Source organism: Enterococcus sp. HMSC078F03 (assembly GCF_001811595.1).
Taxonomy (GTDB): domain Bacteria; phylum Bacillota; class Bacilli; order Lactobacillales; family Enterococcaceae; genus Enterococcus; species Enterococcus faecalis.
Genome location: NZ_KV805531.1, coordinates 32,685 through 54,061, shown reverse-complemented (window position 1 = coordinate 54,061; position 21,377 = coordinate 32,685). Strand labels below are relative to the sequence as shown.

18 protein-coding genes and 1 other annotated feature are annotated in these 21,377 nt (G+C 38.4%); of the genes, 14 read left to right on the top strand and 4 right to left on the bottom strand.

The genetic code is table 11. The features are described 5' to 3' along the window. Positions 1-165 precede the first annotated feature (165 nt). Genes HMPREF2810_RS01485 through HMPREF2810_RS01475 form a run of 3 tightly spaced genes read left to right on the top strand, consistent with a single transcriptional unit; the run spans position 166 to position 3,858 of the window. The gene (locus HMPREF2810_RS01485; protein WP_002415870.1) at positions 166-2,175 is read left to right on the top strand and encodes a BglG family transcription antiterminator; all 2,010 of its coding nucleotides are present in this window, start codon (positions 166-168) and stop codon (positions 2,173-2,175) included. Position 2,176: 1 nt separating this feature from the next. Then, complete coding sequence (locus tag HMPREF2810_RS01480; RefSeq protein ID WP_002355095.1) at positions 2,177-2,476, top strand: PTS sugar transporter subunit IIB; 300 nt, start codon at positions 2,177-2,179, stop codon at positions 2,474-2,476. A 14-nt stretch (positions 2,477-2,490) separates the two neighbouring features. Continuing rightward, entirely contained in the window at positions 2,491-3,858 is a 1,368-nt protein-coding gene (locus HMPREF2810_RS01475) for a PTS ascorbate transporter subunit IIC (protein ID WP_002355097.1), read from the top strand. A gap of 64 nt (positions 3,859-3,922) precedes the next feature. Here HMPREF2810_RS01475 and HMPREF2810_RS01470 read toward each other — a convergent pair whose 3' ends face one another. Then, the gene (locus HMPREF2810_RS01470) at positions 3,923-4,897 is read right to left on the bottom strand and encodes an alpha/beta hydrolase (protein ID WP_002415873.1); all 975 of its coding nucleotides are present in this window, start codon (positions 4,895-4,897) and stop codon (positions 3,923-3,925) included. A 211-nt stretch (positions 4,898-5,108) separates the two neighbouring features. Between HMPREF2810_RS01470 and rbsR the strand changes: the two genes are divergently transcribed. The 4 genes from rbsR to rbsU all read left to right on the top strand — a co-directional run bounded on the left by rbsR (position 5,109) and on the right by rbsU (position 8,432). Continuing rightward, positions 5,109-6,104, top strand: coding sequence for a ribose utilization transcriptional repressor RbsR (gene rbsR, locus HMPREF2810_RS01465; protein WP_002359151.1), 996 nt, complete (start codon positions 5,109-5,111; stop codon positions 6,102-6,104). Positions 6,105-6,195: 91 nt separating this feature from the next. Further along, positions 6,196-7,113, top strand: a complete 918-nt coding sequence (gene rbsK, locus HMPREF2810_RS01460; protein ID WP_002381157.1) for a ribokinase — start codon at positions 6,196-6,198, stop codon at positions 7,111-7,113. A 15-nt stretch (positions 7,114-7,128) separates the two neighbouring features. After that, positions 7,129-7,524, top strand: a complete 396-nt coding sequence (rbsD, locus tag HMPREF2810_RS01455) for a D-ribose pyranase (protein WP_002355102.1) — start codon at positions 7,129-7,131, stop codon at positions 7,522-7,524. Positions 7,525-7,544: 20 nt separating this feature from the next. Next, the gene (gene rbsU / locus HMPREF2810_RS01450) at positions 7,545-8,432 is read left to right on the top strand and encodes a ribose/proton symporter RbsU (RefSeq protein ID WP_002359154.1); all 888 of its coding nucleotides are present in this window, start codon (positions 7,545-7,547) and stop codon (positions 8,430-8,432) included. A 19-nt stretch (positions 8,433-8,451) separates the two neighbouring features. Here the strand turns inward: rbsU and HMPREF2810_RS01445 are convergent, their stop codons facing one another. Further along, complete coding sequence (locus HMPREF2810_RS01445; RefSeq protein ID WP_002365269.1) at positions 8,452-9,336, bottom strand: LysR family transcriptional regulator; 885 nt, start codon at positions 9,334-9,336, stop codon at positions 8,452-8,454. A 107-nt stretch (positions 9,337-9,443) separates the two neighbouring features. Between HMPREF2810_RS01445 and HMPREF2810_RS01440 the strand changes: the two genes are divergently transcribed. The 7 genes from HMPREF2810_RS01440 to HMPREF2810_RS01410 all read left to right on the top strand — a co-directional run bounded on the left by HMPREF2810_RS01440 (position 9,444) and on the right by HMPREF2810_RS01410 (position 17,994). After that, entirely contained in the window at positions 9,444-10,025 is a 582-nt protein-coding gene (locus HMPREF2810_RS01440; protein ID WP_002355105.1) for a DapH/DapD/GlmU-related protein, read from the top strand. After that, positions 10,025-10,762, top strand: a complete 738-nt coding sequence (locus tag HMPREF2810_RS01435; protein WP_002415874.1) for an SDR family oxidoreductase — start codon at positions 10,025-10,027, stop codon at positions 10,760-10,762. The genes HMPREF2810_RS01440 and HMPREF2810_RS01435 overlap by 1 nt, the downstream gene beginning before the upstream one ends. Before the next feature lie 181 nt (positions 10,763-10,943). After that, entirely contained in the window at positions 10,944-12,257 is a 1,314-nt protein-coding gene (locus tag HMPREF2810_RS01430; protein WP_048942426.1) for an NCS2 family permease, read from the top strand. Positions 12,258-12,416: 159 nt separating this feature from the next. Beyond that, positions 12,417-13,631 carry a tRNA uracil 4-sulfurtransferase ThiI gene (gene thiI / locus HMPREF2810_RS01425; RefSeq protein WP_002359156.1) on the top strand — a complete coding sequence of 405 codons (1,215 nt, stop codon included), beginning with the start codon at positions 12,417-12,419 and terminating at the stop codon, positions 13,629-13,631. A 129-nt stretch (positions 13,632-13,760) separates the two neighbouring features. Further along, entirely contained in the window at positions 13,761-14,408 is a 648-nt protein-coding gene (locus HMPREF2810_RS01420) for a redox-sensing transcriptional repressor Rex (protein ID WP_002365189.1), read from the top strand. 63 nt (positions 14,409-14,471) lie between these two features. Then, the gene (gene tpx, locus HMPREF2810_RS01415) at positions 14,472-14,960 is read left to right on the top strand and encodes a thiol peroxidase (RefSeq protein WP_002367321.1); all 489 of its coding nucleotides are present in this window, start codon (positions 14,472-14,474) and stop codon (positions 14,958-14,960) included. 49 nt (positions 14,961-15,009) lie between these two features. Beyond that, positions 15,010-15,249: a binding site (T-box leader), on the top strand. A gap of 102 nt (positions 15,250-15,351) precedes the next feature. Next, a complete protein-coding gene (locus HMPREF2810_RS01410) occupies positions 15,352-17,994 on the top strand; it encodes a valine--tRNA ligase (protein WP_002415875.1) in 2,643 nt (880 codons plus the stop codon). A 46-nt stretch (positions 17,995-18,040) separates the two neighbouring features. Here HMPREF2810_RS01410 and HMPREF2810_RS01405 read toward each other — a convergent pair whose 3' ends face one another. Both HMPREF2810_RS01405 and HMPREF2810_RS01400 read right to left on the bottom strand, forming a co-directional pair. Continuing rightward, positions 18,041-18,640, bottom strand: coding sequence for a TVP38/TMEM64 family protein (locus HMPREF2810_RS01405; protein ID WP_002355114.1), 600 nt, complete (start codon positions 18,638-18,640; stop codon positions 18,041-18,043). Next, the gene (locus HMPREF2810_RS01400; protein ID WP_002415876.1) at positions 18,633-21,197 is read right to left on the bottom strand and encodes a YfhO family protein; all 2,565 of its coding nucleotides are present in this window, start codon (positions 21,195-21,197) and stop codon (positions 18,633-18,635) included. Before HMPREF2810_RS01400 ends, HMPREF2810_RS01405 begins: the two co-directional genes overlap by 8 nt. Between the last annotated feature and the right edge of the window lie 180 nt (positions 21,198-21,377).

Sequence of the window (21,377 nt, the reverse complement as noted above, 5' to 3'; positions counted from 1 at the left end):
AGACAACCCGTTGTAAGTTTTTGAGAAACTTGCAACGGGTTTTTGTTAACTTTAAAATAAAGAACGGTACAATTTATCAAAAAAGTACAGTAGACATTTGTACCCAACTTAGATAGAAAATAAAGCGCTATCATTATATGATGATTACAGGAGGAGGACACAGCTGTGAATTATAAAATAAGTTATCTCCTTGACGAGTATGCAGGGCAAAAAATTGCGCTCTCTTTGGCTCAACAAATAACCGATCTTTCGCAACGAGAATTAGTGACACAACTTTCGACAATAGGCGGAGAAGTTCAAAAGAATACCGTCAGCATTCCAAACCTTTCCGCAAATGAATGGGGAAAACAACTTTTTCAACAACGTCAAGTGATTTATAGCGAAACAGAAAGACAAGCACTCATTTTTTTACTCACTTATTCAGAAATCGAAGAACTATCGGTGTATCATTACCAAAATTTTTTAGATGTTTCGAAAGGTACTATTTTAGCGGACATCAAAAAAGTACGACACCAACTAGCGACTGAAAACATTGCTTTATTCTACGAACGAAAACGAGGGTTTTACCTAGAAGGAGATGAATTTCGGATTCGTCGTTTCGGGAAAAATTGGCTTGCCCGCCTCTTACAACAAAAGTCGGGCACCTTCGCTTTATTTTGCTGGCTCAGTCAGCATCAAATGAGCCAATACGCAAAAATGCGTGACGGCATTCAATTAGCCGTCCAGGAGGCGCAGCTTCAACTGGTACCCAGCAGATTGGATGAAATTAGTTACTTTCTTGCGTTTTCTCAAAAAAGATTAGGCAAATATGAAACAGTCGTCTGGCCTGAGAACCAGTTAATTCAGTCCTTACGCGCTTATCCCGTCAGTCGTCGTATTTTAAGTGATTTAGTTGGGCCAGTGGCGAATGTAGAAACTGAGAGTCTTTTTTTAACGATTTGTTTAATGACAGCCTTGCAAGGAGAATTGCGAGATACGAAGTTAGAGTTTTTATTAGATATTTCTGGTGAAATTATTCGGAAAATGGAATTATTGGCCGTCGTTCAATTTGAACAGCCTCGTGAATTGCTCATGAATGTGTATTATCATCTGGTTCCTGCTTATTTTCGGATTAACTATGGCTTTTACTTACCGAATGTTTTAATCAAGGATATTCGACAATCGTATCGGTCGCTTTATCATCTTTGTGAACAAGCGTTAGCTCCTTTAGAAAAATTAACGAAACGTTCAATCCCGTCAGAGGAAATTGGTTTTTTTACCATATTATTTGGTGGAGAAATTTTCGGCCAAAAAAATGAACAGCGGCAAGAAAAGCTAAAAGCGCTAATTGTTTGTCCCAGTGGTATCAGTTCTTCGTTGATTTTGCAATCGGAATTGCGTCGGCTATTTCCAATGATTGAATTTAAAGAAACAAATGCGGTGAGGGAAATAGAGAATGTGTCTGAAAAAAGCTATGACATCATTTTCTCAACGGTCCCTATTGAAACAGCCAAAAAGGTTTATCTTACCAAGCCCATTATGAGCTCTTTGGAGAAAAATCAATTGATGCACCAAGTTCAATCAGATTGGCTATTGCCAGGTATTTCCATGCCAGATGTTAAAGATATTTTAGATGCGTTAAAACCTTACATTTCCTTAAAAAAAGGAGTCACAGAAGCGCAGTTATATCGTGTCTTGCATCGTAAAATGAACAAAATTTTAGAAAAAGAGGAGGATCTGCGTCCAATGTTATCGGAATTATTAACAACAGAAACAGTCCAAGTCCTGCCTGAAGTTGCAGACTGGCGAGCGGGAATTACAGAAGCTGCCAAGCCGTTATTAAAAAATGGCAGTATTACGGAAAAGTACATTGATGCAATGATTCAAAAAGTCGAATCGTTTGGGCCATTTATCCATATCTGTCCAGACGTAGCATTGCCTCATGCGCGACCAGAAGATGGCGTTAATCAGTTAGGCATGTCATTACTAAAAATCCAAAAAAGTGTCGATTTATTGGAAGATCCTAAGCATGAAATTCACCTTTTTATTTGTTTAGCTGCTTCAGATAACGAAACACATTTACGGGCCTTATCTAGTCTGACAAAAATTCTATCAAAAAAAGAATCATTACATCGCTTAGTGGCGGCTGAAACCGTCCCAGAAATATTATCAATTATCCAAGAAGGAGAGAAATAAGATGAAGATTTTTACAGTTTGTCAAAGTGGTTTAGGAACAAGTTTTATGGTGCAAATGAATATCCAACAAATTTTAGAGGAAGTCGGTGTTGATACAGATAATTTTCAAATTGATCACACAGATGTCGGGAGTGCCAGTGGTGATATGGCTGATTACTTCTTTGTCGAAAAAACATTGCAAGATGCTTTAGGGTCAATTCCTGATGAAAAAATCATTCCTTTAAATGCGATTATTGATTACGATGAAACGAAGGAGAAAGTCTTGAAAGTTTTAGATGACAATGGCATTGCACATCAATAAGAAGGAGGAAAAACATGGAAACTTTATTGAATTTATTTGTTTCAATTGTTAGTCAGCCAGCGATTCTGGTTTCATTAATTGCTTTGTTGGGATTAGTTTTACAGAAAAAGAAATTTTCTGATGTTGTTCAAGGAACGTTGAAAACATTCGTCGGCTTCTTAGTTTTAATTGGTGGCGCAGGGCTATTGGCGAACTCATTAACGCCCTTTGCGGAGATGTTCCAAACCGCATTAAATACACAAGGCGTGGTGCCTAGTAATGAAGCGGTTGTAGCGATTGCCTTGCAACAATATGGGACACCAACTGCTCTGATTATGTTGGTGGGCATGGTTGTTAATATTCTGTTGGCGCGTTTTACACGTTTTAAATATATCTTTTTGACAGGTCAAGCGATGATGTACGTTTCGTGTTTGACAGCCGTTATTTTAGTTGGGGCCGGTTTTAGCGTTAGTTTGCCAATGATTCTTTTAGGTGGTTTATTTGAAGGAACTTTATTAACAGTGACACCTGCTCTTTGTCAGCCCTTTATGAAACAAATTACTGGAAATGATAAAGTAGCAATGGGGCATACAGGGAATATTGGTTATGCTGCAAGTGGCTTTATTGGAAAAGTCTTTGGGAATAAAGAAAAGTCAACGGAAGATATTAAAATTCCTAAAAGTTTTGGTTTTTTAAGAGACTCAACCATCTCAATTATGATTTTAATGTCGATTGTCTATGTGATTTTGGCTTTGCTGGCTGGGACAGGCTATGTCGAGCATGAGTTAAGCAATGGCGAAAATGCGATTATCTTTTCATTAATTCAAGCAGGAACCTTTACGGCTGGTTTCGTAGTGGTTTTACAAGGTGTGCGGATGGTTTTAGGAGAAATTGTACCAGCTTTCCAAGGAATTGCTAAAAAATTAGTGCCTAATTCTAAACCAGCACTTGATGTTCCAATTATCTTTCCTTATGCGCCAAACGCTGTCTTGATTGGGTTCTTTGTGAGCTTTATTGTGGGAACTATTTCAATGTTAGCGATGGTCGGTCTGAATACCACCGTGATTATACCAGGCGTTGTTGGGCACTTTTTCTGTGGTGCCGCGGCAGGCGTTTTTGGAAATTCCACAGGGGGACGTCGGGGAGCGATTTTAGGGGCTGCGTTTAATGGCTTATTAATTAGTTGGTTACCGTTATTTATTTTACCAGTCTTGGGTGATCTACAGTTAGCATCCTCAACGTTTGCGGATACAGATTATTTAATCCCAGGCCTATTTTTAGGTAAATTAGGTGAGGCAGGTCCGAGTCTTTTAGTAGGAGGAATCATTGCTTTTGTAGTGGTTGTTCTTTTGGCTAGCGCTGTTTTGACTATGCGGGAGAAAAAAGTCGCCGAAGAAAACTAAGTGTTTTGTTCTAAAAAAAGGCAAGTGGGACAGAAGTCGTTTTGACTTCTGTCCCATTTGCCTTTTACCATTGTTCTTGGATAAACTGTGCAATTTGTTTCCGCGCTTGTCGTCCTTCGGGCAAGTATTGTTTCATTGCGAAAACGTGTTGCATGCCAGGCACCAATCGGCAAGTATCTTGTGGTCGTGGCCCTAATTGTTTTAAAAATTGGTGATAGGAAGGACAAAAAACTTCATGTGTGCCGCCCACGAAAAAAAGTGGCGGAAATTTTTGATAATCAAAGGACAAGCAATTTAAAGAAAGCGTGGAGTGATTAGCCGTGTCATCAATCTCTTGGGCAATTAATTGTAAATAGTTCATGCCAATCATTTTGTCCTTTTTTTGATAACTTTTGGCAACAGGAATGTCTAAATGTCCATCTAACCAAGGAGAAATTAAAACAGCAGCTTTTGGTAATCGTTCAGGGAAATCGATGGCTAAATTCTGCAATACGTTTAAAACCAATGTGCCACCAGCAGAATCACCTAATAAAATAACATCTTCGGGATCATAATGCTGTAAAATTTCTTGATACGCAGCATAGCAATGATTATAAATATCAGCAAAAGACTTATTTGGTGCTAATGGATATACAGGGATAAAATAATCTGTTGCAAAAGAGAGATCTTCAATTAGTTTATAACTAAAGTCTAATTGGCTATAGGCGAGATTCAATGTAAAGCCCCCACCATGCAGGTACAGTACAGCTTTCTTGGTAGGTGCAATAACGGAGTTTGACATGCGATACATCGTAGGAAATTGAGTTATTTCTTGAAGAGGAAAAAGATGACGTAAATGTTTTGGCAAAGTCACTTGTTCATTTAATGATCGTTGCCAATGATAAAAAGCCTTGGTGACTTTCGGATTTCGTTCAAGTCGAGCAATTTGGGAAAGACGTAAAGAATCTTCAAAAAGACAGGCTTTTAAGGATTTTTGACGAGAACGTGCGTGGAACAAATATGCGCTAGCTAACAACAAACCAATCGATTTCTTTTTCAATTAAGGCCCTCCATTCAGCAAAAAGTAAATCATTTTTTCTACAGTATAACATTTTAAAAGTAGAACAACGAAATTTGTTGAAGGGATGAAAGGACGGTTTAAACGAATGTACGTATTTATTTGTGGTTGCGTAAAGTAAATGATTGTAGTAAATTAAATGAGATTAAGAGGTCCGGTGAATGGGCGCGTTCACGGCAAGGAGAGAAGTAGGATGACAAATAAAAAGGTTACAATTAAAGATGTTGCCAATGACTCAGGTGTCTCTATTACTACCGTTTCACAAATTTTAAACGGGAATGGGGCACGGTTTAGTGGGAAAACGGTCGAAAAAGTATTGGCTGCAAAAGAGCGATTAAACTATCAGCCCGACTATTTTGCGCAACGTATGGTGATGAAAAAAAGTAAGACGATTGGCGTAATCGTACCTGATATTACCAACCCATTTTTCGCGCAATTGATTCGAGGAATTGAAAGTGTTTTATACAAAGAAAATTTTATACTGATGTTATGCAATGCGGACCAAGATGTTACAAGAGAACATGAATATTTAACAGAGTTGATTCGTCGTAGTGTCGATGGCTTTGTGATTGCAAGTTCTGAAATTTCCAATCAAACGATTAATGAAACGCTACGTGCGAAAAAGATTCCGTTTATTGTACTTGACCAAAAAAAAGCAGAAGGCTTTAGCGACGCTGTTTTGACAGACGATTATAGAGGTGGGCAACTAGCAGCAAAGCATTTACAAGAGCAACGACATGAACAGGTCGTCGTGGTAATGCCACCACATGCGCCAGTCAATATTCAGCAACGGTTAAAAGGTTTTTGTTCTGTTTATACGGAAAAGGTCCAGTTAATCGAAACAGAATTATCAAAAACCGGCGGCTACCAAGCTGTCCCCGAAATTTTAAAAACAGAGAGCACCGGAATTTTTGCTATCAATGATGAAATTGCTTTTGGTTTATATCGAGGATTAGCAGAAGCGGGCAAAAAAATTCCTGAGGATTATAGCATTATTGGTTATGACAATGTTGATATGTGCGAGTATGTTTCGCCGCCGCTAACAACAATTGCTCAACCTGTTTTTCAATTGGGGCAAACTACGGCGACTTTATTATTGGAAAGAATCCATCAGCCTGCAAAAGATTGGGAGGAGCAAACCTTGCCTGTCCAACTGATTGAACGATTTTCGACAGCACCCTTGAAATAGCTTTCAAGGTGTGCTATATTTTTGTTGTGGAATTAAAACGTTTTACTAAAACGTTTTAATTAGAATGAAAAAATAAATTTTATTGAGGTGGATGAAAATGAACGCGGTTACAATTATCGGAAGTATCAATTTAGACACAACATTAAGAGTCAAAGAAATGCCAAAACCAGGCGAAACAATTCACGCCATTGAACATTTTACAGCAGGTGGTGGTAAAGGAGCAAACCAAGCAGTCGCAGCGAAACGTTCAGGCGCAGAAACATATTTTATTGGTGCTGTGGGAAATGATGGCGCTGGAGCTATGATGACTGATTTAATGAGTCAAGATGAAATTAATTTAACTGGGGTCACCACTTTAGAGAAAACAGCTACTGGCCAAGCCTTTATTATGGTAGATAACGCTGGTGAAAATAGCATTATGATTTACGCAGGAGCCAATAACGCCTTTACGCCAAAACAAGTACAGGAACATCAAGAAATTATTGAAAAAAGTGATTTTGTGATTGCCCAATTTGAAAGTGCGATTGATAGTACGATTGCAGCGTTTAAAATTGCTAAAAAAGCAGGCGTCAAAACGATTTTAAATCCCGCACCTGCGTTAGAACAAGTTCCTGAAGAATTACTAAACGTGACAGATATGATTGTACCAAATGAAACAGAAACCGAAATTTTAACAGGCATTAAAATCACAGATGAAGCTAGTATGCGTAAAGCCGCAGAAGCACTTCATCAATTAGGGATTGAAGCAGTAATTATTACAGTAGGTAGTAAAGGCGCCTTTTATGACGTTAATGGACGAAGTGGTATTGTGCCTGCTTTTAAAGTGAAAGCGGTTGATACAACGGCTGCTGGCGATACTTTTATTGGCGCATTAAGTAGTATATTAGAGAAAGACTTTAGCAATTTGGAAGAAGCTATTCGTTATGGAAACAAGGCGTCCTCGTTGACTGTTCAACGTTTTGGAGCCCAACCTTCGATTCCTTATCAACACGAATTGGCAGACAAATAAAAAGGAGCGAGCGACATGAAAAAAACAAAAGTTATTAATTCAGATATTTCCCGCGTCATCGCACAAATGGGTCATTTTGATAAATTAAGTATTGGTGATGCAGGCATGCCTGTGCCTCGGACTACAGAAAAAATTGATTTAGCTGTTACTAATGGTGTCCCTAGTTTTATGGAAGTTTTAAACAATGTTCTTGAGGAATTGGCAGTTCAACGAATTTATTTAGCAGAAGAAATTAAAACAGAAAATCCTGATATGTTGACAGCAATTAAAACTCGTTTACCAGAAACTCCCATCAGTTTTATTCCTCATACAGAAATGAAACAAGAATTAAACAACTGCCATGCATTTATTCGGACAGGGGAAATGACCCCTTACGCAAATATTTTATTAGAAAGTAACGTTGTCTTTTAAACGAGAGAGGAGAAATAGAGATGAATGCGACTGCATTATTAATCGGTTTAGGACCGCTTCTAGGTTGGGGGCTTTTCCCAACAATCGCTTCCAAAATTGGTGGTCGTCCAGTGAATCAAATTCTTGGTACCAGTTTAGGAACATTAATTTTTGCCGCTATTTTTTCAATGATTAATGGTTTAGCTTTTCCAACGGGCATGGATTTATTCTTTTCAATTTTATCTGGTGTCGGTTGGGCCTGTGCGCAAATCATTACGTTTAAATGCTTCACGATGATTGGGTCATCACGTGCTATGCCAGTAACGACCGCGTTCCAACTTTTAGGTGCTTCTCTCTGGGGTGTCTTTTTCTTAGGAAACTGGCCAGGTGCGACAGCCAAATTGTTAGGCGCATTTGCCTTAGTGTTAATCATGATTGGTGCCAAAATGACGGTCTGGTCGGAAACGGAGTCCGCTGAGAGTGCTGGGATTATGAAAAAAGCAGTTCTTCTATTAGCCGTTGGTGAAATCGGCTATTGGGCGTACTCTGCAGCACCCCAAGCGACGGCAATTGATGGCATGCATGCCTTTTTACCACAAGCAATAGGCATGGTAATTGTCGCAGTTATTTATTCAGCAGTTGTCACTATTAAGGGTGGGGAAACATCTCCATTTATAGAAGCTGTTTCTTACAAACAAATTTTTTCAGGCTTTTTCTTCGCCTTTGCAGCGTTAACTTATTTAATTTCAGCGCAGCCAGATATGAACGGCTTGGCAACGGGCTTTATTCTATCCCAAACATCAGTTGTGCTTGCAACGTTGACAGGTATTTGGTTCTTAGGTCAAAAGAAAACAGCCAAGGAAATGACCGTAACGATTATCGGCTTAGTTTTGATTTTGGCAGCAGCTACGATCACAGTGATGATTTAAAAAAGTATTCAACGACCTATTATTCAGGGCGTTGAATACTTTTTTTTATTTGTTCTAAAAATAATGCAGCAGCTGTGGAAAGAACCGTATTTTTGCGCCAAATTAAACTAATTTTGGCTGTTAAAGCAGGATATAGCGGGATAAAACGTAAATTTGTTTGCTTTGTTTCTAGAATACCATCAATGCTTAGGGCGCTACCTAGCCCAGCTTCTACCATCAGTGAAGCGTTGTAAAGTAAGTTGTAGGTCCCAACGATTCGGAACTGATCTAGACTTGCTTCGAGCCAATCAGAGAGTTGGCTCGGAACTTGTGCTTGTCGAGAAATAAATAAAGGTTCTTCTTTTAAATCGGCTGCAGTAATAACATTTTTAGTGGCTAAGGGATGGTCCTTTACAGTAATTAAGCCCCATGTATCTACAATTGGTAATGTTAAATAGCTATATTTTTGTTTAGGTGCAGGCTCAATAATTAAACCAAAATCTAATAATCCTTTGTCTAGCCGTTCTATTACATCATCTGCATTCCCACTGTATAAATGAAGGTGAATATCAGCTGAGTGCTGGCTTGTTATTTGTTGTAGTGCATTCGCTAAAAAAGACATAGCTTTTGTTTCGCCGCCACCAATCGTGATTTCGCCATTAATGAATTCATTTTGCGACAAGTTGGTGACTGTTTTATTCGCTAAGCTTAAAATATCTTGCCCTTGTTTAGCTAAATATTCTCCTTCAGGTGTTAGTTGTATTTGTCGATTTCCTCGTATAAATAATGTCACGCCTAATTCTTCCTCTAATTCTTTTAATTGCTTAGATAATGTTGGTTGTGATACATGCAATTGTTTGGCTGCGCCACTAATCGTTTTTTCTTGGACCACTGCTAAGAAATAGTGAATCACTCGTAATTCCATTACTTTCCCTCCTATAACTAAAACGCATACTTATCTATTTATTATAAGTATTAGACAGAGGAGTTGTCACGTATTACGATAAATTTAGCAAAAGGAGGCGATTAGGAATGCTTACAAAAAATCTCCAAGAACTAATTGCAACAGGTAGCATTGATAAAGATGAACCACTATTTCAACTTATTCATCAGATTCAAGAGGAAAATAGTCGCTATTTAATAGAATTAAATCAACAAGCCTACACACATAATGAAGTAAGGAATCTTCTTGCCACGATTATCCAAGACAAAATTGACGAAACCGTTACGATTTTATTGCCTTTTTATACAGATTTTGGACGCAATATACATTTTGGTAAAAATATTTTTATTAATCGGGCAGCTATGTTTGTTGATTTAGGGGGCATTATAATTGAAGACAATGTTTTAATTGGGCCGCGCGTTAATCTCTTAAGTGTCAATCATCCGGAACTGCCAATGAAACGGCGAGGTGTATTGCTAGCACCAATTACCATTAAAAAATTTGCGTGGTTAGGCGCGGGTGTCACTGTTTTACCAGGTATTACGATTGGTGAAAATGCTATCGTAGCAGCTAATGCGACTGTAACTAAAGATGTGCCAGCTAACGCTATTGTTGCAGGAACACCAGCTAAAATTATTCGTTGGATTCAGGAAGATAAGGAGGAAATATAATGAAATCATTATCAGAAAAAGTTATTATTATCATGGGCGCTTCCAGTGGCATCGGTGAGGCAACAGCCCGTTTACTTGCCAGAAAAGGAGCGAAGTTAGTCATTGCAGCACGTCGACAAGAACGTTTAATTGCTATAAAAAAAGAACTTCCTGAAGCAACGATTCTCGTGCAACAAGCAGATGTAACGAAAGAAGAGGAAGTTCAGCGTGTAATCAAGCTTACAATGGAAAAATATGGACGAATTGATGTTCTTTTTAACAATGCAGGAGTTATGCCAACGGCGCCTCTTATTGAAGCACCAAAAGGAGAATGGCGTCAAATGCTAGATATTAATATTATGGGTGTTTTAAATGGCATTGCGGCAGTTCTTCCAATTATGGTTGAACAAAAATCAGGGCAGATTATTGCTACTGATTCTGTGGCAGGACATGTCGTTTATCCAGATTCGGCTGTCTACTGTGGAACAAAGTTTGCTGTTCGAGCAATTATGGAAGGATTGCGACAAGAACAAAGAGAGAATAACATTAAATCAACGATTATTTCACCAGGTGCTGTACAAACAGAACTTTATCAAACAATTTCTAATCGAGTAGTAGCTGAAACGTTACATCTAGAACAGTTAAGTTGGGGCTTAAAGGCAGAAGACATTGCGCAAGCGGTGGTCTTTGCCATAGACACGCCAGATCGTATGTCAATAAGTGAAATGGTTGTTCGTCCGACCACACAAACGATTTAATTTAAAAAGTATTCCTAGAAAGGAATACTTTTTTTTAATCGTGATTGTTCGTTTTTTACAGAATTTAGAATTTGATATTTACTTATTTGTTGGTTTATTATATGATTAAACACGTTGTTTCATTAATAAATTGAATATTTTACGAACATTGTAAAATATTTAGATTTTAGGAGGACGGAACATGAAAGAAAAAATAAGTTCATATTTTGAACTTGAACAATTGAATACGAATATGAAACGAGAAATGTTAGCTGGTTTCACCACATTTATCTCAATGGCGTATATTTTGTTCGTTAATCCAACCGTACTTGGTGCTTCTGGCATGGACGAAGGCGCTGTTTTTACTGCCACCGCTTTAGCGAGTGCCTTAGGTTGTATTTTAATGGGTGTGTTGGCGAAATATCCGATTGCGACAGCACCAGCTTTAGGAATTAATGCATTCTTTGCTTATTCAGTCTCTGTTGGTATGGGGATTCCTTGGAAAACGACATTAGCAGGCGTTTTTGTGGCTTCATTGATATTTATTTTAATTACAATTTTTAAATTACGCGAGCTAATTATTGATGCAATTCCTGCAGACTTGAAATTTGCCATTTCAGGTGGGATCGGGTTGTTTATTGCTTTTCTTGGTTTAAGCCAAGGTGGCTTAATTGTGGCTAATGATGCGACACTCGTTGGCTTAGGACCTTTGAACGTTGGCTCAACGTGGGTCACCATTGTCGGCTTAGTCGTAACTGCAATTTTGTTAGTTCGTCGAGTGCCTGGTGGTATTTTTATTGGGATGGCAATTTCAACGATTGTTGGTTTAGCGACAGGGGTTATTCCAATGCCTGATAAGATTATTTCAAGCGCGCCAAGTTTAGAACCAACATTTTTAGTGGCGTTAGGACATGTGAAAGATATCAATACGATTCAAATGTGGGTCGTGGTTTTAACGTTCCTATTAGTAACATTCTTTGATACGGCTGGTACGTTGGTGGGCTTAGCCAATCAAGCAGGTTTTATGAAGGACAATAAAATGCCGCGTGTGGGGAAAGCTTTAGCCGCTGATTCAACAGCGATGTTAGCTGGTTCTCTACTAGGGACATCGCCAGTTGGCGCATATGTCGAATCATCTGCGGGGATTGCTGTGGGTGGTCGTTCAGGAATCACAGCTATTACAACCGGGATTTTATTTATTTTCAGCTTGCTATTTTCTCCTTTGTTAGCAGTTGTCACTTCGCAAGTTACAGCACCAGCGTTGATTATTGTTGGCGTTTTGATGGCACAATCCTTAAGCAAAATTAAATGGAACGAGATGGAAATTGCAATCCCTTCCTTCTTAATCTTGTTAGGAATGCCATTGACATATAGCATTTCAGATGGGATTGCCTTAGGCTTTATCTTCTATCCAATTACAATGATTGCGGCAAAACGCGGGAAAGAAGTTTCGCCAATTATGTATGGCTTGTTCTTTGTTTTTGTCGGATTCATGTGGATCCTGAATGCGCAATAAGTAAGAGAGAAAGTTATCAAATAGTTGATTCATAAGACAATGAACTTATGAATCAACTATTTTTTTTCGACTAAGCACTAGAAAAACGCCCCTTATTTGATGTATAATTTGCAAAGACATTGACCTGTGAAGATACAGGAACAGAGAGGAATTAATTGAGTGAAATATACAGAAATTATGGTTCGCTATGGCGAATTATCAACTAAAGGAAAAAATCGTAAAACGTTTATCATGCAGTTAGCACAAAATGTGAAACGTGCGTTAGCTGATTTTCCAGCATTGAAAATCCATGCAGATCGAGACAGAATGCATATTTTATTAAATGGGGAAGATAGTGAAGAAGTGATTCCGAAACTAAGTAAAGTGTTTGGGATTCAAAATTTTTCGCCAAGTATTCGTATTGAAAAAGAAATGCCAGCGATTCGTGCAATGGTTCAAGAGGTTGTTCGGGAAGTTTATACGCCAGGTAAGACGTTTAAAATTACTGCTAAACGTTCGGACCATTCATTTGAACTTGATTCAAATGGCTTGAATCAAGAATTAGGTGGGGCTGTTATTGAAGCCATCCCGGAAATTCAAGTACAAATGAAAAAGCCTGATATCAACTTAAGAATTGAAATTCGTAAAGATGCGGCGTATTTATCTTATGAAACGATTCGTGGTGCGGGTGGATTGCCAGTGGGCACCAGTGGTCGTGGTATGTTGATGTTGTCAGGAGGCATTGATTCACCAGTTGCAGGTTATTTAGCTATGAAACGTGGCGTGGAAGTGGAAGCTGTCCATTTTGCTAGTCCACCTTATACAAGTGAACAAGCGTTACAAAAGGCCAAAGATTTAGCTGAAAAATTAGTCCCTTATGTAGGAACTATTCAATTTATTGAAGTGCCCTTTACAGAAATTCAAGAAGAAATAAAACGAGTTGTTCCCCAAGGCTACTTAATGACCATTACACGACGTTTAATGTTACGCTTAACAGATGCAATTCGTGAAATGCGGAAAGGTTTAGTCATTATTAATGGTGAATCGTTAGGACAAGTGGCTTCGCAAACACTTCAAAGTATGGTAGCAATTAATGAGGTTACCTCAACACCGATAATTCGCCCCGTTGTTTCAATGGATAAGACAGAAATTATCGAAATTGCCGAAAAAATTGACACGTTTGAATTAGCCATCCAACCCTTCGAAGATTGTTGTACAATTTTTGCGCCACCGCAACCGAAAACACGACCTCGCTTAGATAAAGCGCAAGATTATGAAGCGCGCTTAGACTTGGAAGGTTTAATGGCTCGGGCCTTAGAAGGGCTCAAAATTACAGAGATTTCAGCAGAAACAGCGAAAGATAAACAAGAAGACGAATTTGCAGATTTTCTATAAGAAATAAATACAGTGACGGTCGCTTAGACGTCACTGTATTTATTTTGTACTTATTTCACAAACAAGTTGCTCGGAGAGGGGAACCGTGATAAACTGAATATGTGAAGTAGGTAACAAGGAGGACAGAGGATGGAGAAAAAAATGCCTAAAGCAACGGCAAAACGTTTGCCGGTTTATTTACGTTATTTAAAAATGTTAGGGGATTCTGGTGTTAAACGTATTAAATCACGAGAGTTTAGTGAAATGATCCAGATTCCTTCTGCAACGATTCGGCGTGATTTTTCCCATGTTGGTGAACTGGGCCGAAGCGGTTATGGTTACGATGTGCCGTATTTAATTGAGGTATTTAGTAATATTTTAAATACGCAAGAAGAAAAAAGAATTGCTCTGATTGGTTGTGGCAATTTAGGCAAGGCATTATTAAAAAATAATTTTAGACGCAACGAGAATTTGAATATTGTTTGTGCTTTTGATAATGATTCAGCTTTAGTTGGCACCACGATTAATGGATTATTAGTTCATGATATGTCTGAGTTAGAAGCATTCGTTCGACAAGAAGGGGTCACGGTAGCCATTTCTACAGTGCCAAGTCACCATGCCCAAAAAGCCATCGACAAAATTGTTCAAGCGGGTGTGACTGCGATTTTAAATTTTGCGCCAGACCGTGTCAGTGTGCCAGCCAACGTTAGTGTGCAGTATATTGATTTAACAACGGAACTGCAAACACTGATTTATTTTAATGAAACTTTTTCACTAGCAAATAGCCCAAAGCAATAAAATTGTCTTCATAAAAATCCTCTACTATACTTATTATTGAAAGTGGAAAAGGAGGATTTCAGAATGAATGTTACAAGAAAAGGGCACGTATTAGAATTGACAGGTGAACAGCCCGAAGTTGGCACAAAAGCCCCCGTCTTTTCTTTGAAAAATTTAAACAACCAAGAAATCAACTTGGCAGATTATAAAGGTAAAACGGTTTTAATTAGTGTGGTTCCTGATATCGACACACGTGTTTGTTCACTGCAAACGAAACGTTTCAATCAAGAAGCGGCGAAATTAGACGGTGTTCAGATTATCACGATTTCCAATAACACAGTTGAAGAACAAGCAAATTGGTGTGCCGCTGAGGGTGTCGAAATGGAAATGCTTCATGATACTGAAGACTCATTTGGTGCAGCTTATGGTTTGTATATTCCAGAAATGGGCCGTTTAGCACGTGCTATTTTTGTGATTGACCCAGAAGGAACGTTAGTTTATGAAGAAATCGTCTCAGAAGTTTCGTCGGAACCCGATTATCAACAAGCGTTAGAAGCTGCAAAAAAAGTGTAATCCCTCTAGATTACAAATTGACTTTGCTTGCGCTTCATTGTAGAATGAAGCAAAGACAGCGAACAAGAGGAGTATCATTGGCGTCGTTTTAGAGAAAAAGTCGTTCAGGTGCAAGACTTTTACACAACCAGTGAGAAGGTAGCTTGTGAGTCAATGGTTTGAACACAGTACGTTAGTAGAACGATTCGTTTCGTGAACGTTATCTCACGAATGAGTGGCATTTGAATGAATTCAATTCAAATGCAATTTAGGTGGTACCGCGTAAATAAGATGAATCTACGCCCTAAAATACGAAAGTATTTTAGGGCGTATTTTAGTGTTTAGCTCAAAAAACTCATTTGTAAAATAATTACCGCTCCAAATCGCGTATTTTAAGAAAGAAGGGGAAAAAATGTCAGAAGAAAAAAACTTACCAACGAAATATCAACCGACAGAAATCGAAGCTGGCCGTTATCAAAAATGGCTAGATCAAGATTTATTTAAACCAAGTGGCGACAAAAAAGCGAAGCCCTATTCAATTGTTATTCCACCACCTAATGTAACAGGGAAGCTACACTTAGGGCATGCTTGGGATACAACATTACAAGATATGATTATTCGCCAAAAAAGAATGCAAGGCTTTGATACGTTATGGCTACCAGGAATGGACCATGCCGGAATTGCCACGCAAGCAAAAGTAGAAGAGAAACTAGCACAACAAGGAGTTTCACGTTACGACTTAGGTCGTGAAAAATTTGTTGATCAAGTGTGGGAATGGAAAGAAGAATATGCTTCTCACATTCGTGAACAGTGGGCAAAAATGGGTCTTTCTTTAGATTACAGCCGTGAACGTTTCACTTTAGATGAAGGGCTATCTGAGGCTGTTCGTAAAGTGTTTGTCTCTCTTTACGAGAAAGATTTGATTTACCGTGGTGAGTATATCATTAACTGGGATCCGAAAGCGAAAACAGCATTGTCTGATATTGAAGTAATCCATAAAGATATTGAAGGAGCTTTTTACCACATGAGCTACCCATTATCAGATGGTTCTGGTGTTGTTGAAATTGCGACAACGCGTCCTGAAACAATGTTGGGAGATACGGCGATTGCGGTCCATCCAGAAGATGAACGGTATCAGGAACTTATTGGTAAGACAGTTGTCTTGCCATTAGTCGATAAAGAAATTCCAATTATTGCAGATGACTATGTAGATATGGAATTTGGAACAGGGGTTGTAAAAATCACACCTGCCCATGATCCAAATGACTTTGAAGTCGGTAATCGTCATGACTTACCTCGAGTAAATGTTATGAACGAAGACGGCACGATGAATGAACTGGCTGGAAAATATGAAGGAATGGATCGTTTTGCTGCACGTAAAGCGATTGTCTCTGACTTGAAAGAACTAGGTCGCTTAATTAAGATCGAAACAATGAATCACAGCGTGGGCCATTCAGAACGAACAGGCGTTGTCGTGGAACCACGTTTATCGACCCAATGGTTTGTAAAAATGGGACCACTAGCTGAAAAAGCAATGAAAAATCAAGAAACAGAAGACGCTGTTGAATTTTATCCACCACGCTTCAATCAAACATTTTTACGTTGGATGGAAAATGTACATGATTGGGTTATTTCGCGACAATTATGGTGGGGCCATCAAATTCCTGCTTGGTATCACAAAGAAACGGGCGAGATGTATGTTGGAATGGAAGCACCAGCCGACAGTGAAAACTGGGTTCAAGATAGTGATGTCTTAGATACATGGTTTAGTTCTGCATTATGGCCATTTTCAACGATGGGCTGGCCGGACGAAGCAAGCGAAGATTATCAACGTTACTTCCCAACAAGCACATTAGTTACTGGCTATGACATCATCTTCTTCTGGGTGAGTCGTATGATTTTCCAAAGTTTAGAGTTTACAGGTGAACGTCCCTTCCAAAATGTCTTAATTCACGGCTTAATTCGTGATGAGCAAGGACGCAAAATGAGTAAATCATTGGGGAATGGGATTGATCCAATGGATGTCATCGAAAAATATGGTGCAGATGCGTTACGTTGGTTCTTATCAAATGGTTCAGCTCCAGGTCAAGATGTTCGTTTTAGTTATGAAAAAATGGATGCTTCTTGGAACTTTATCAATAAGATCTGGAATGCAAGTCGCTTCGTTATCATGAATGTAGAAGGTATGACTGCTGCAGATATTGACTTTAGTGGTGAAAAGACTGTCGCTGATCGTTGGATTTTAACGCGCTTAAACGAAACAGTCGCCCGTGTGACAGAATTATTTGATCGTTTTGAATTCGGTGAAGCAGGTCGTCAATTATACAACTTCATCTGGGATGATTTCTGTGATTGGTATATTGAAATGAGTAAAGAGATTCTTTACGGAGACAATGAAGTAGCTAAACAAACAACACGGAGCATCTTGGTGTACACATTGGATCAAATCTTACGCTTATTGCATCCAATTATGCCGTTTGTAACAGAAGAAATTTGGGAAAAAATTCCGCATCAAGGTGAGTCATTGGTTGTGGCAGAGTACCCAGTTGTTCATGAAGAATTTAACGATGAAGCAGCAGCTCGAGGAATGGAAGTTCTGAAAGAAGTTATTCGTTCGGTTCGGAATATTCGAGCAGAAGTGAATACACCACTTTCTAAACCAATTACCTTGTTAATTAAAACAAACGATACAGAAGTAGAAGAATTTTTAACAGCTAATACTAGCTACTTAGAACGCTTCTGTAACCCAGAGGAATTAGTCATCAGTCGTGAAATAGAAGCGCCAGAATTAGCCATGTCCGCTGTATTAACAGGCGCAGAACTATTCCTACCATTAGCTGGGTTGATTAATATCGAGGAAGAAATTGCTCGCTTAGAAAAAGAATTAGACAAATGGACAAAAGAAGTCAAACGTGTGCAAGGCAAGCTTTCAAATGAACGTTTTGTGTCAAATGCACCAGATGAGGTCGTGGAAGCAGAACGTGCAAAAGAAAAAGACTACCTTGAAAAACAAGAGGCTGTCAAAGAACGGATTGCCCAATTACGTTCAATCTAAAAAAGAAAAGACAACAAAACCAACGTTTGGTTTTGTTGTCTTTTTATTATAATTTGCCAAATAATTGAAACAAATACAACATTAAATAGCTGTAAGTAGCCACAGACCAGAATTTCAATAAAAGAACAATTTTCATGAATTCCTTTAAAGATATATCTGTAATTCCCGCCACTAAACAAACAATATCATCTGGAGCGAAGGGGACTAACATAGTAAAGATTAAGAGCTTTTTGACATTGTGTTCATTTTTGTCTAAAATCTCTTCAAATTTTTTGTATTTATTGGGTGAAAGGATTATTTTTACAAAGCTACGTCCATAGTAACGAACCAGTAAAAAGCCAATAAACTCACCAATAATCAACCCAAGATAGCTATACAAAAGGCCTTGCAAATTGCCAAACATCAACATTCCTGCAACAGAAGAGATTCCTCCAGGTAGAATAGGAATAATCACTTGGACGATTTGTAAAAGAATGAAACACAGAACCGCATAGTTACCAAACTGTTTAATAAAAGCTTGCAAGGAAGCAACAGAATGAAAAATTCCTCTGGAATATCCCCATAAAATTAAGCCGAAGAAAAGCACCAGTCCAACTAGGGGTAACCACCGAATGAGTCCATTTAAAAATTTTTTCTGATTAGTCATGAGTGGCCTCCTGACGTTTTCGACGGTATTTTTTAAACCCAAGATAACCAGCCGTTCCCAGTAAAATCGTTCCGCTGACGGCAGTGCCGAGATAAATCATTCTTGGATGATAGGCAAAGGTTAACTGCTGTTTGCCAGCTGGGACTTCAACAGCTAAAAAGCCACCTAGAATGCGTTGTGTTTTTAATGGTTCTTTTTGTAGCGACGATTTGACTTGCCAATCTTGGTCATAAGGAATGGACGTATACAGTAACTGAGTGTCATTTCCAGGTGCATTCAGTGCGCCATTTAAATGGCCTTTTTTAGTTGCATTCACGTGAAGAGCTTGTTGGCGTAATTTGTCAACCGCAAGATTAAAGGCTGTTTGGTCTAAAGTTTGAAGCTGCCAATTGGTTAAATCAACCACTTGTTCAGCAGTTAGTGACAGGGTCACGGTAGTTCCTTTTTCAAAATGCCCTAAATTGAACAGTTGATTGGTTGCAATATAAATCGGCGTCGAGATAACTTGTTGGTTTACCTTCAATTGTGTAACTTTTTTCCATTTTAAATTCGGAATATAAAGATGCAAGTCACCAGTGCTATTCACTTTAAAGGTTGCTTCAATTGTTTCGTTGGTATGATGAGGTTCATTTATCAACGAAGCTGTTTTAAAGTAAGGTTTATCCGTCGGCACGAGCGTTTGCAGGAGTTCTTCTTGGGCATCTAAAGGATTATTTTTTGCTAATTTTAACTTGGTTAATGCGGTTGGCGCCAAAAAGCCTATACCGATCGCTTCATCATTTTCCATGATTTTCGTGGAACCAACTGTTTTTAGCAATTTTTCACTCGTAGGTTTTTCAATTGGTAAAAAGTCATATTTCACATTTAAAAGTAAATTGGTTAGTTGTGAATTATCCACATAGGCAATCCGGCGATCATTTTTTCGATACAAACCTAGCGCACTTAATGTGTCTTGGGTAGTGGCAGTTAAAGTCGAAGTATAGCTAGAAACGCCAGCGTAGCCATAAAGTAAAGGATTGTTGTAGCCGTTATTGATTTCACGGAACCCTGTTTCTTTGGAAGGAATGACTTGTTTCATGCGATAAAGTTCTGGTGCTGAGGCCATTTTTTCATCGATTAATTGGCTGTGTTTTCGGTAATCTTGGGCAAATGTTGCTTGGCTACCAAAGGGCATGTGTTTAAAAGAAATCCAGAAATTCGTTGTTAATTCTGTGCTGACAAGTAAGAATAAAGCCACGACTACATAGTTTCTTAAGGCCTTTTTGTGTGCTAAACGCAAGCAAACGAAAATCAACCAAATAAAAAGTAAACTTAGCCATAAATAATTGATCGAAATTAAGAGATTCTTTTGTGGACCATAATACAAAGATCCGTAGCCAATGACTAACAGCAGACTAAAAATAATAGGTGCGGACCAAGGAATGGTCACTCTTTTAAGCCAAGCTTCATAGGCAAAGACAATCAATAAAAAGCTAAAGATAAAGACATTTCGGTAAGGGAACCCAGCTGGGCTTTGAAACATGTGCCACACAGTGTTAAAGGCTTCTAACCAAAAGCTTAAAAAGAGAATGAATAAAAGAATTGCTGAAGCTATTCTTTCTTTTAACGCAATTTGTTTCGTTTGAAAATAGGCAACACAGAGGAGTGTCACAAATAATCCAGCAAAAACGGTTGGTAAATGGTCTAAACGCAACTCATAATTAATAGAACCTAAGCCTAATTGCGAGAAGAACGAAGTGTTGAACTTAGGCGTTAAAAAGAACGTCGAGACATCAAAATCTGCTTTTTTTGTATAGAGCATCCCTTCTGCTGCAGGTAATAATAAAAAGCTAGTTGCAGTTCCTGTTAAAAAAGAAACGAGGATGAATAACGGACTTTGTTTAAAAAATTGCCGAATAGCATGGGCTTGGGTATTCTTTTTAAAGAACCAATAGATACTGTACAAAACAGCAAAGAGACAAATCATATAACCCATGTAGTAATTCGTCACAATCGCTAAAAATAGGGTTATACTGTATAAGCCCCATTTGCGTTGATCCCATAAACGTTGGAGTCCCAATAAGATAAGCGGGAATAGAATCAGTGCATCCAACCACATAAAGTTTTGGCTATAGACGGTGACAAAGCCACAGAAACTATAGGACGTTGAAAAAAGTAACGTGGTGCCATCAACTTTTTGATAGGTGTATTTTAAATAGCTAAACATCGTAGTGCCCATCAAGGCAAGTTTTAAGGTAATAATCCATAAAATTGCTATAGGTAATTGTTCATAAGGAAAAAAGAAAGCCAACACATTAAAAGGGCTCAGTAAGTAATAGGCTGCCAAAGGAACAATCGACTCACCAATCTCATTGGAAAAAGAGTAGAATGTAGTTATTCCCTCGTGAAAAGAGCGTTTTAAAAAACTCAAGAAAGGCATGTATTGTGTGCCTAAATCACTAACTAATAAGTTGTTGTCACCAAAAGGCGCAAGTTGTAATGTCATCCATACAAGCAATAGAAGTAAAAACGGCAAGAAAAAACTTCCTAACCATAAAAGCTTCGATTTGTTTTTCATCAAAATAAGTCCACCTTTATAAAAAAATCATGAATAAGCGTGTTGAACGCTCTAAAAATAGTTTTTAATTGGCTGGCTGGAACGAACCATCCAGAATGTTAGTTTACCATAAGTTCATTAATGTATCCGCTAATAACGCAAAATTATGAAAAATGCAAAAAATTTTCAAGAAAAAGTTTC

Bases quoted from the DNA above. Each gene is read 5' to 3' on its own strand.
- HMPREF2810_RS01480 (WP_002355095.1), top strand. From the start codon at position 2,177: ATGAAGATTTTTACAGTTTGTCAAAGTGGTTTAGGAACAAGTTTTATG.
- HMPREF2810_RS01445 (WP_002365269.1), bottom strand. From the start codon at position 9,336: ATGGAATTACGAGTGATTCACTATTTCTTAGCAGTGGTCCAAGAAAAA.
- HMPREF2810_RS01440 (WP_002355105.1), top strand. From the start codon at position 9,444: ATGCTTACAAAAAATCTCCAAGAACTAATTGCAACAGGTAGCATTGAT.
- tpx (WP_002367321.1), top strand. From the start codon at position 14,472: ATGAATGTTACAAGAAAAGGGCACGTATTAGAATTGACAGGTGAACAG.
- HMPREF2810_RS01410 (WP_002415875.1), top strand. From the start codon at position 15,352: ATGTCAGAAGAAAAAAACTTACCAACGAAATATCAACCGACAGAAATC.
- HMPREF2810_RS01435 (WP_002415874.1), top strand. From the start codon at position 10,025: ATGAAATCATTATCAGAAAAAGTTATTATTATCATGGGCGCTTCCAGT.
- HMPREF2810_RS01430 (WP_048942426.1), top strand. From the start codon at position 10,944: ATGAAAGAAAAAATAAGTTCATATTTTGAACTTGAACAATTGAATACG.
- rbsR (WP_002359151.1), top strand. From the start codon at position 5,109: ATGACAAATAAAAAGGTTACAATTAAAGATGTTGCCAATGACTCAGGT.
- HMPREF2810_RS01400 (WP_002415876.1), bottom strand. From the start codon at position 21,197: ATGAAAAACAAATCGAAGCTTTTATGGTTAGGAAGTTTTTTCTTGCCG.
- rbsK (WP_002381157.1), top strand. From the start codon at position 6,196: ATGAAAATGAACGCGGTTACAATTATCGGAAGTATCAATTTAGACACA.
- HMPREF2810_RS01475 (WP_002355097.1), top strand. From the start codon at position 2,491: ATGGAAACTTTATTGAATTTATTTGTTTCAATTGTTAGTCAGCCAGCG.
- rbsU (WP_002359154.1), top strand. From the start codon at position 7,545: ATGAATGCGACTGCATTATTAATCGGTTTAGGACCGCTTCTAGGTTGG.
- HMPREF2810_RS01405 (WP_002355114.1), bottom strand. From the start codon at position 18,640: ATGACTAATCAGAAAAAATTTTTAAATGGACTCATTCGGTGGTTACCC.
- HMPREF2810_RS01420 (WP_002365189.1), top strand. From the start codon at position 13,761: ATGGAGAAAAAAATGCCTAAAGCAACGGCAAAACGTTTGCCGGTTTAT.
- rbsD (WP_002355102.1), top strand. From the start codon at position 7,129: ATGAAAAAAACAAAAGTTATTAATTCAGATATTTCCCGCGTCATCGCA.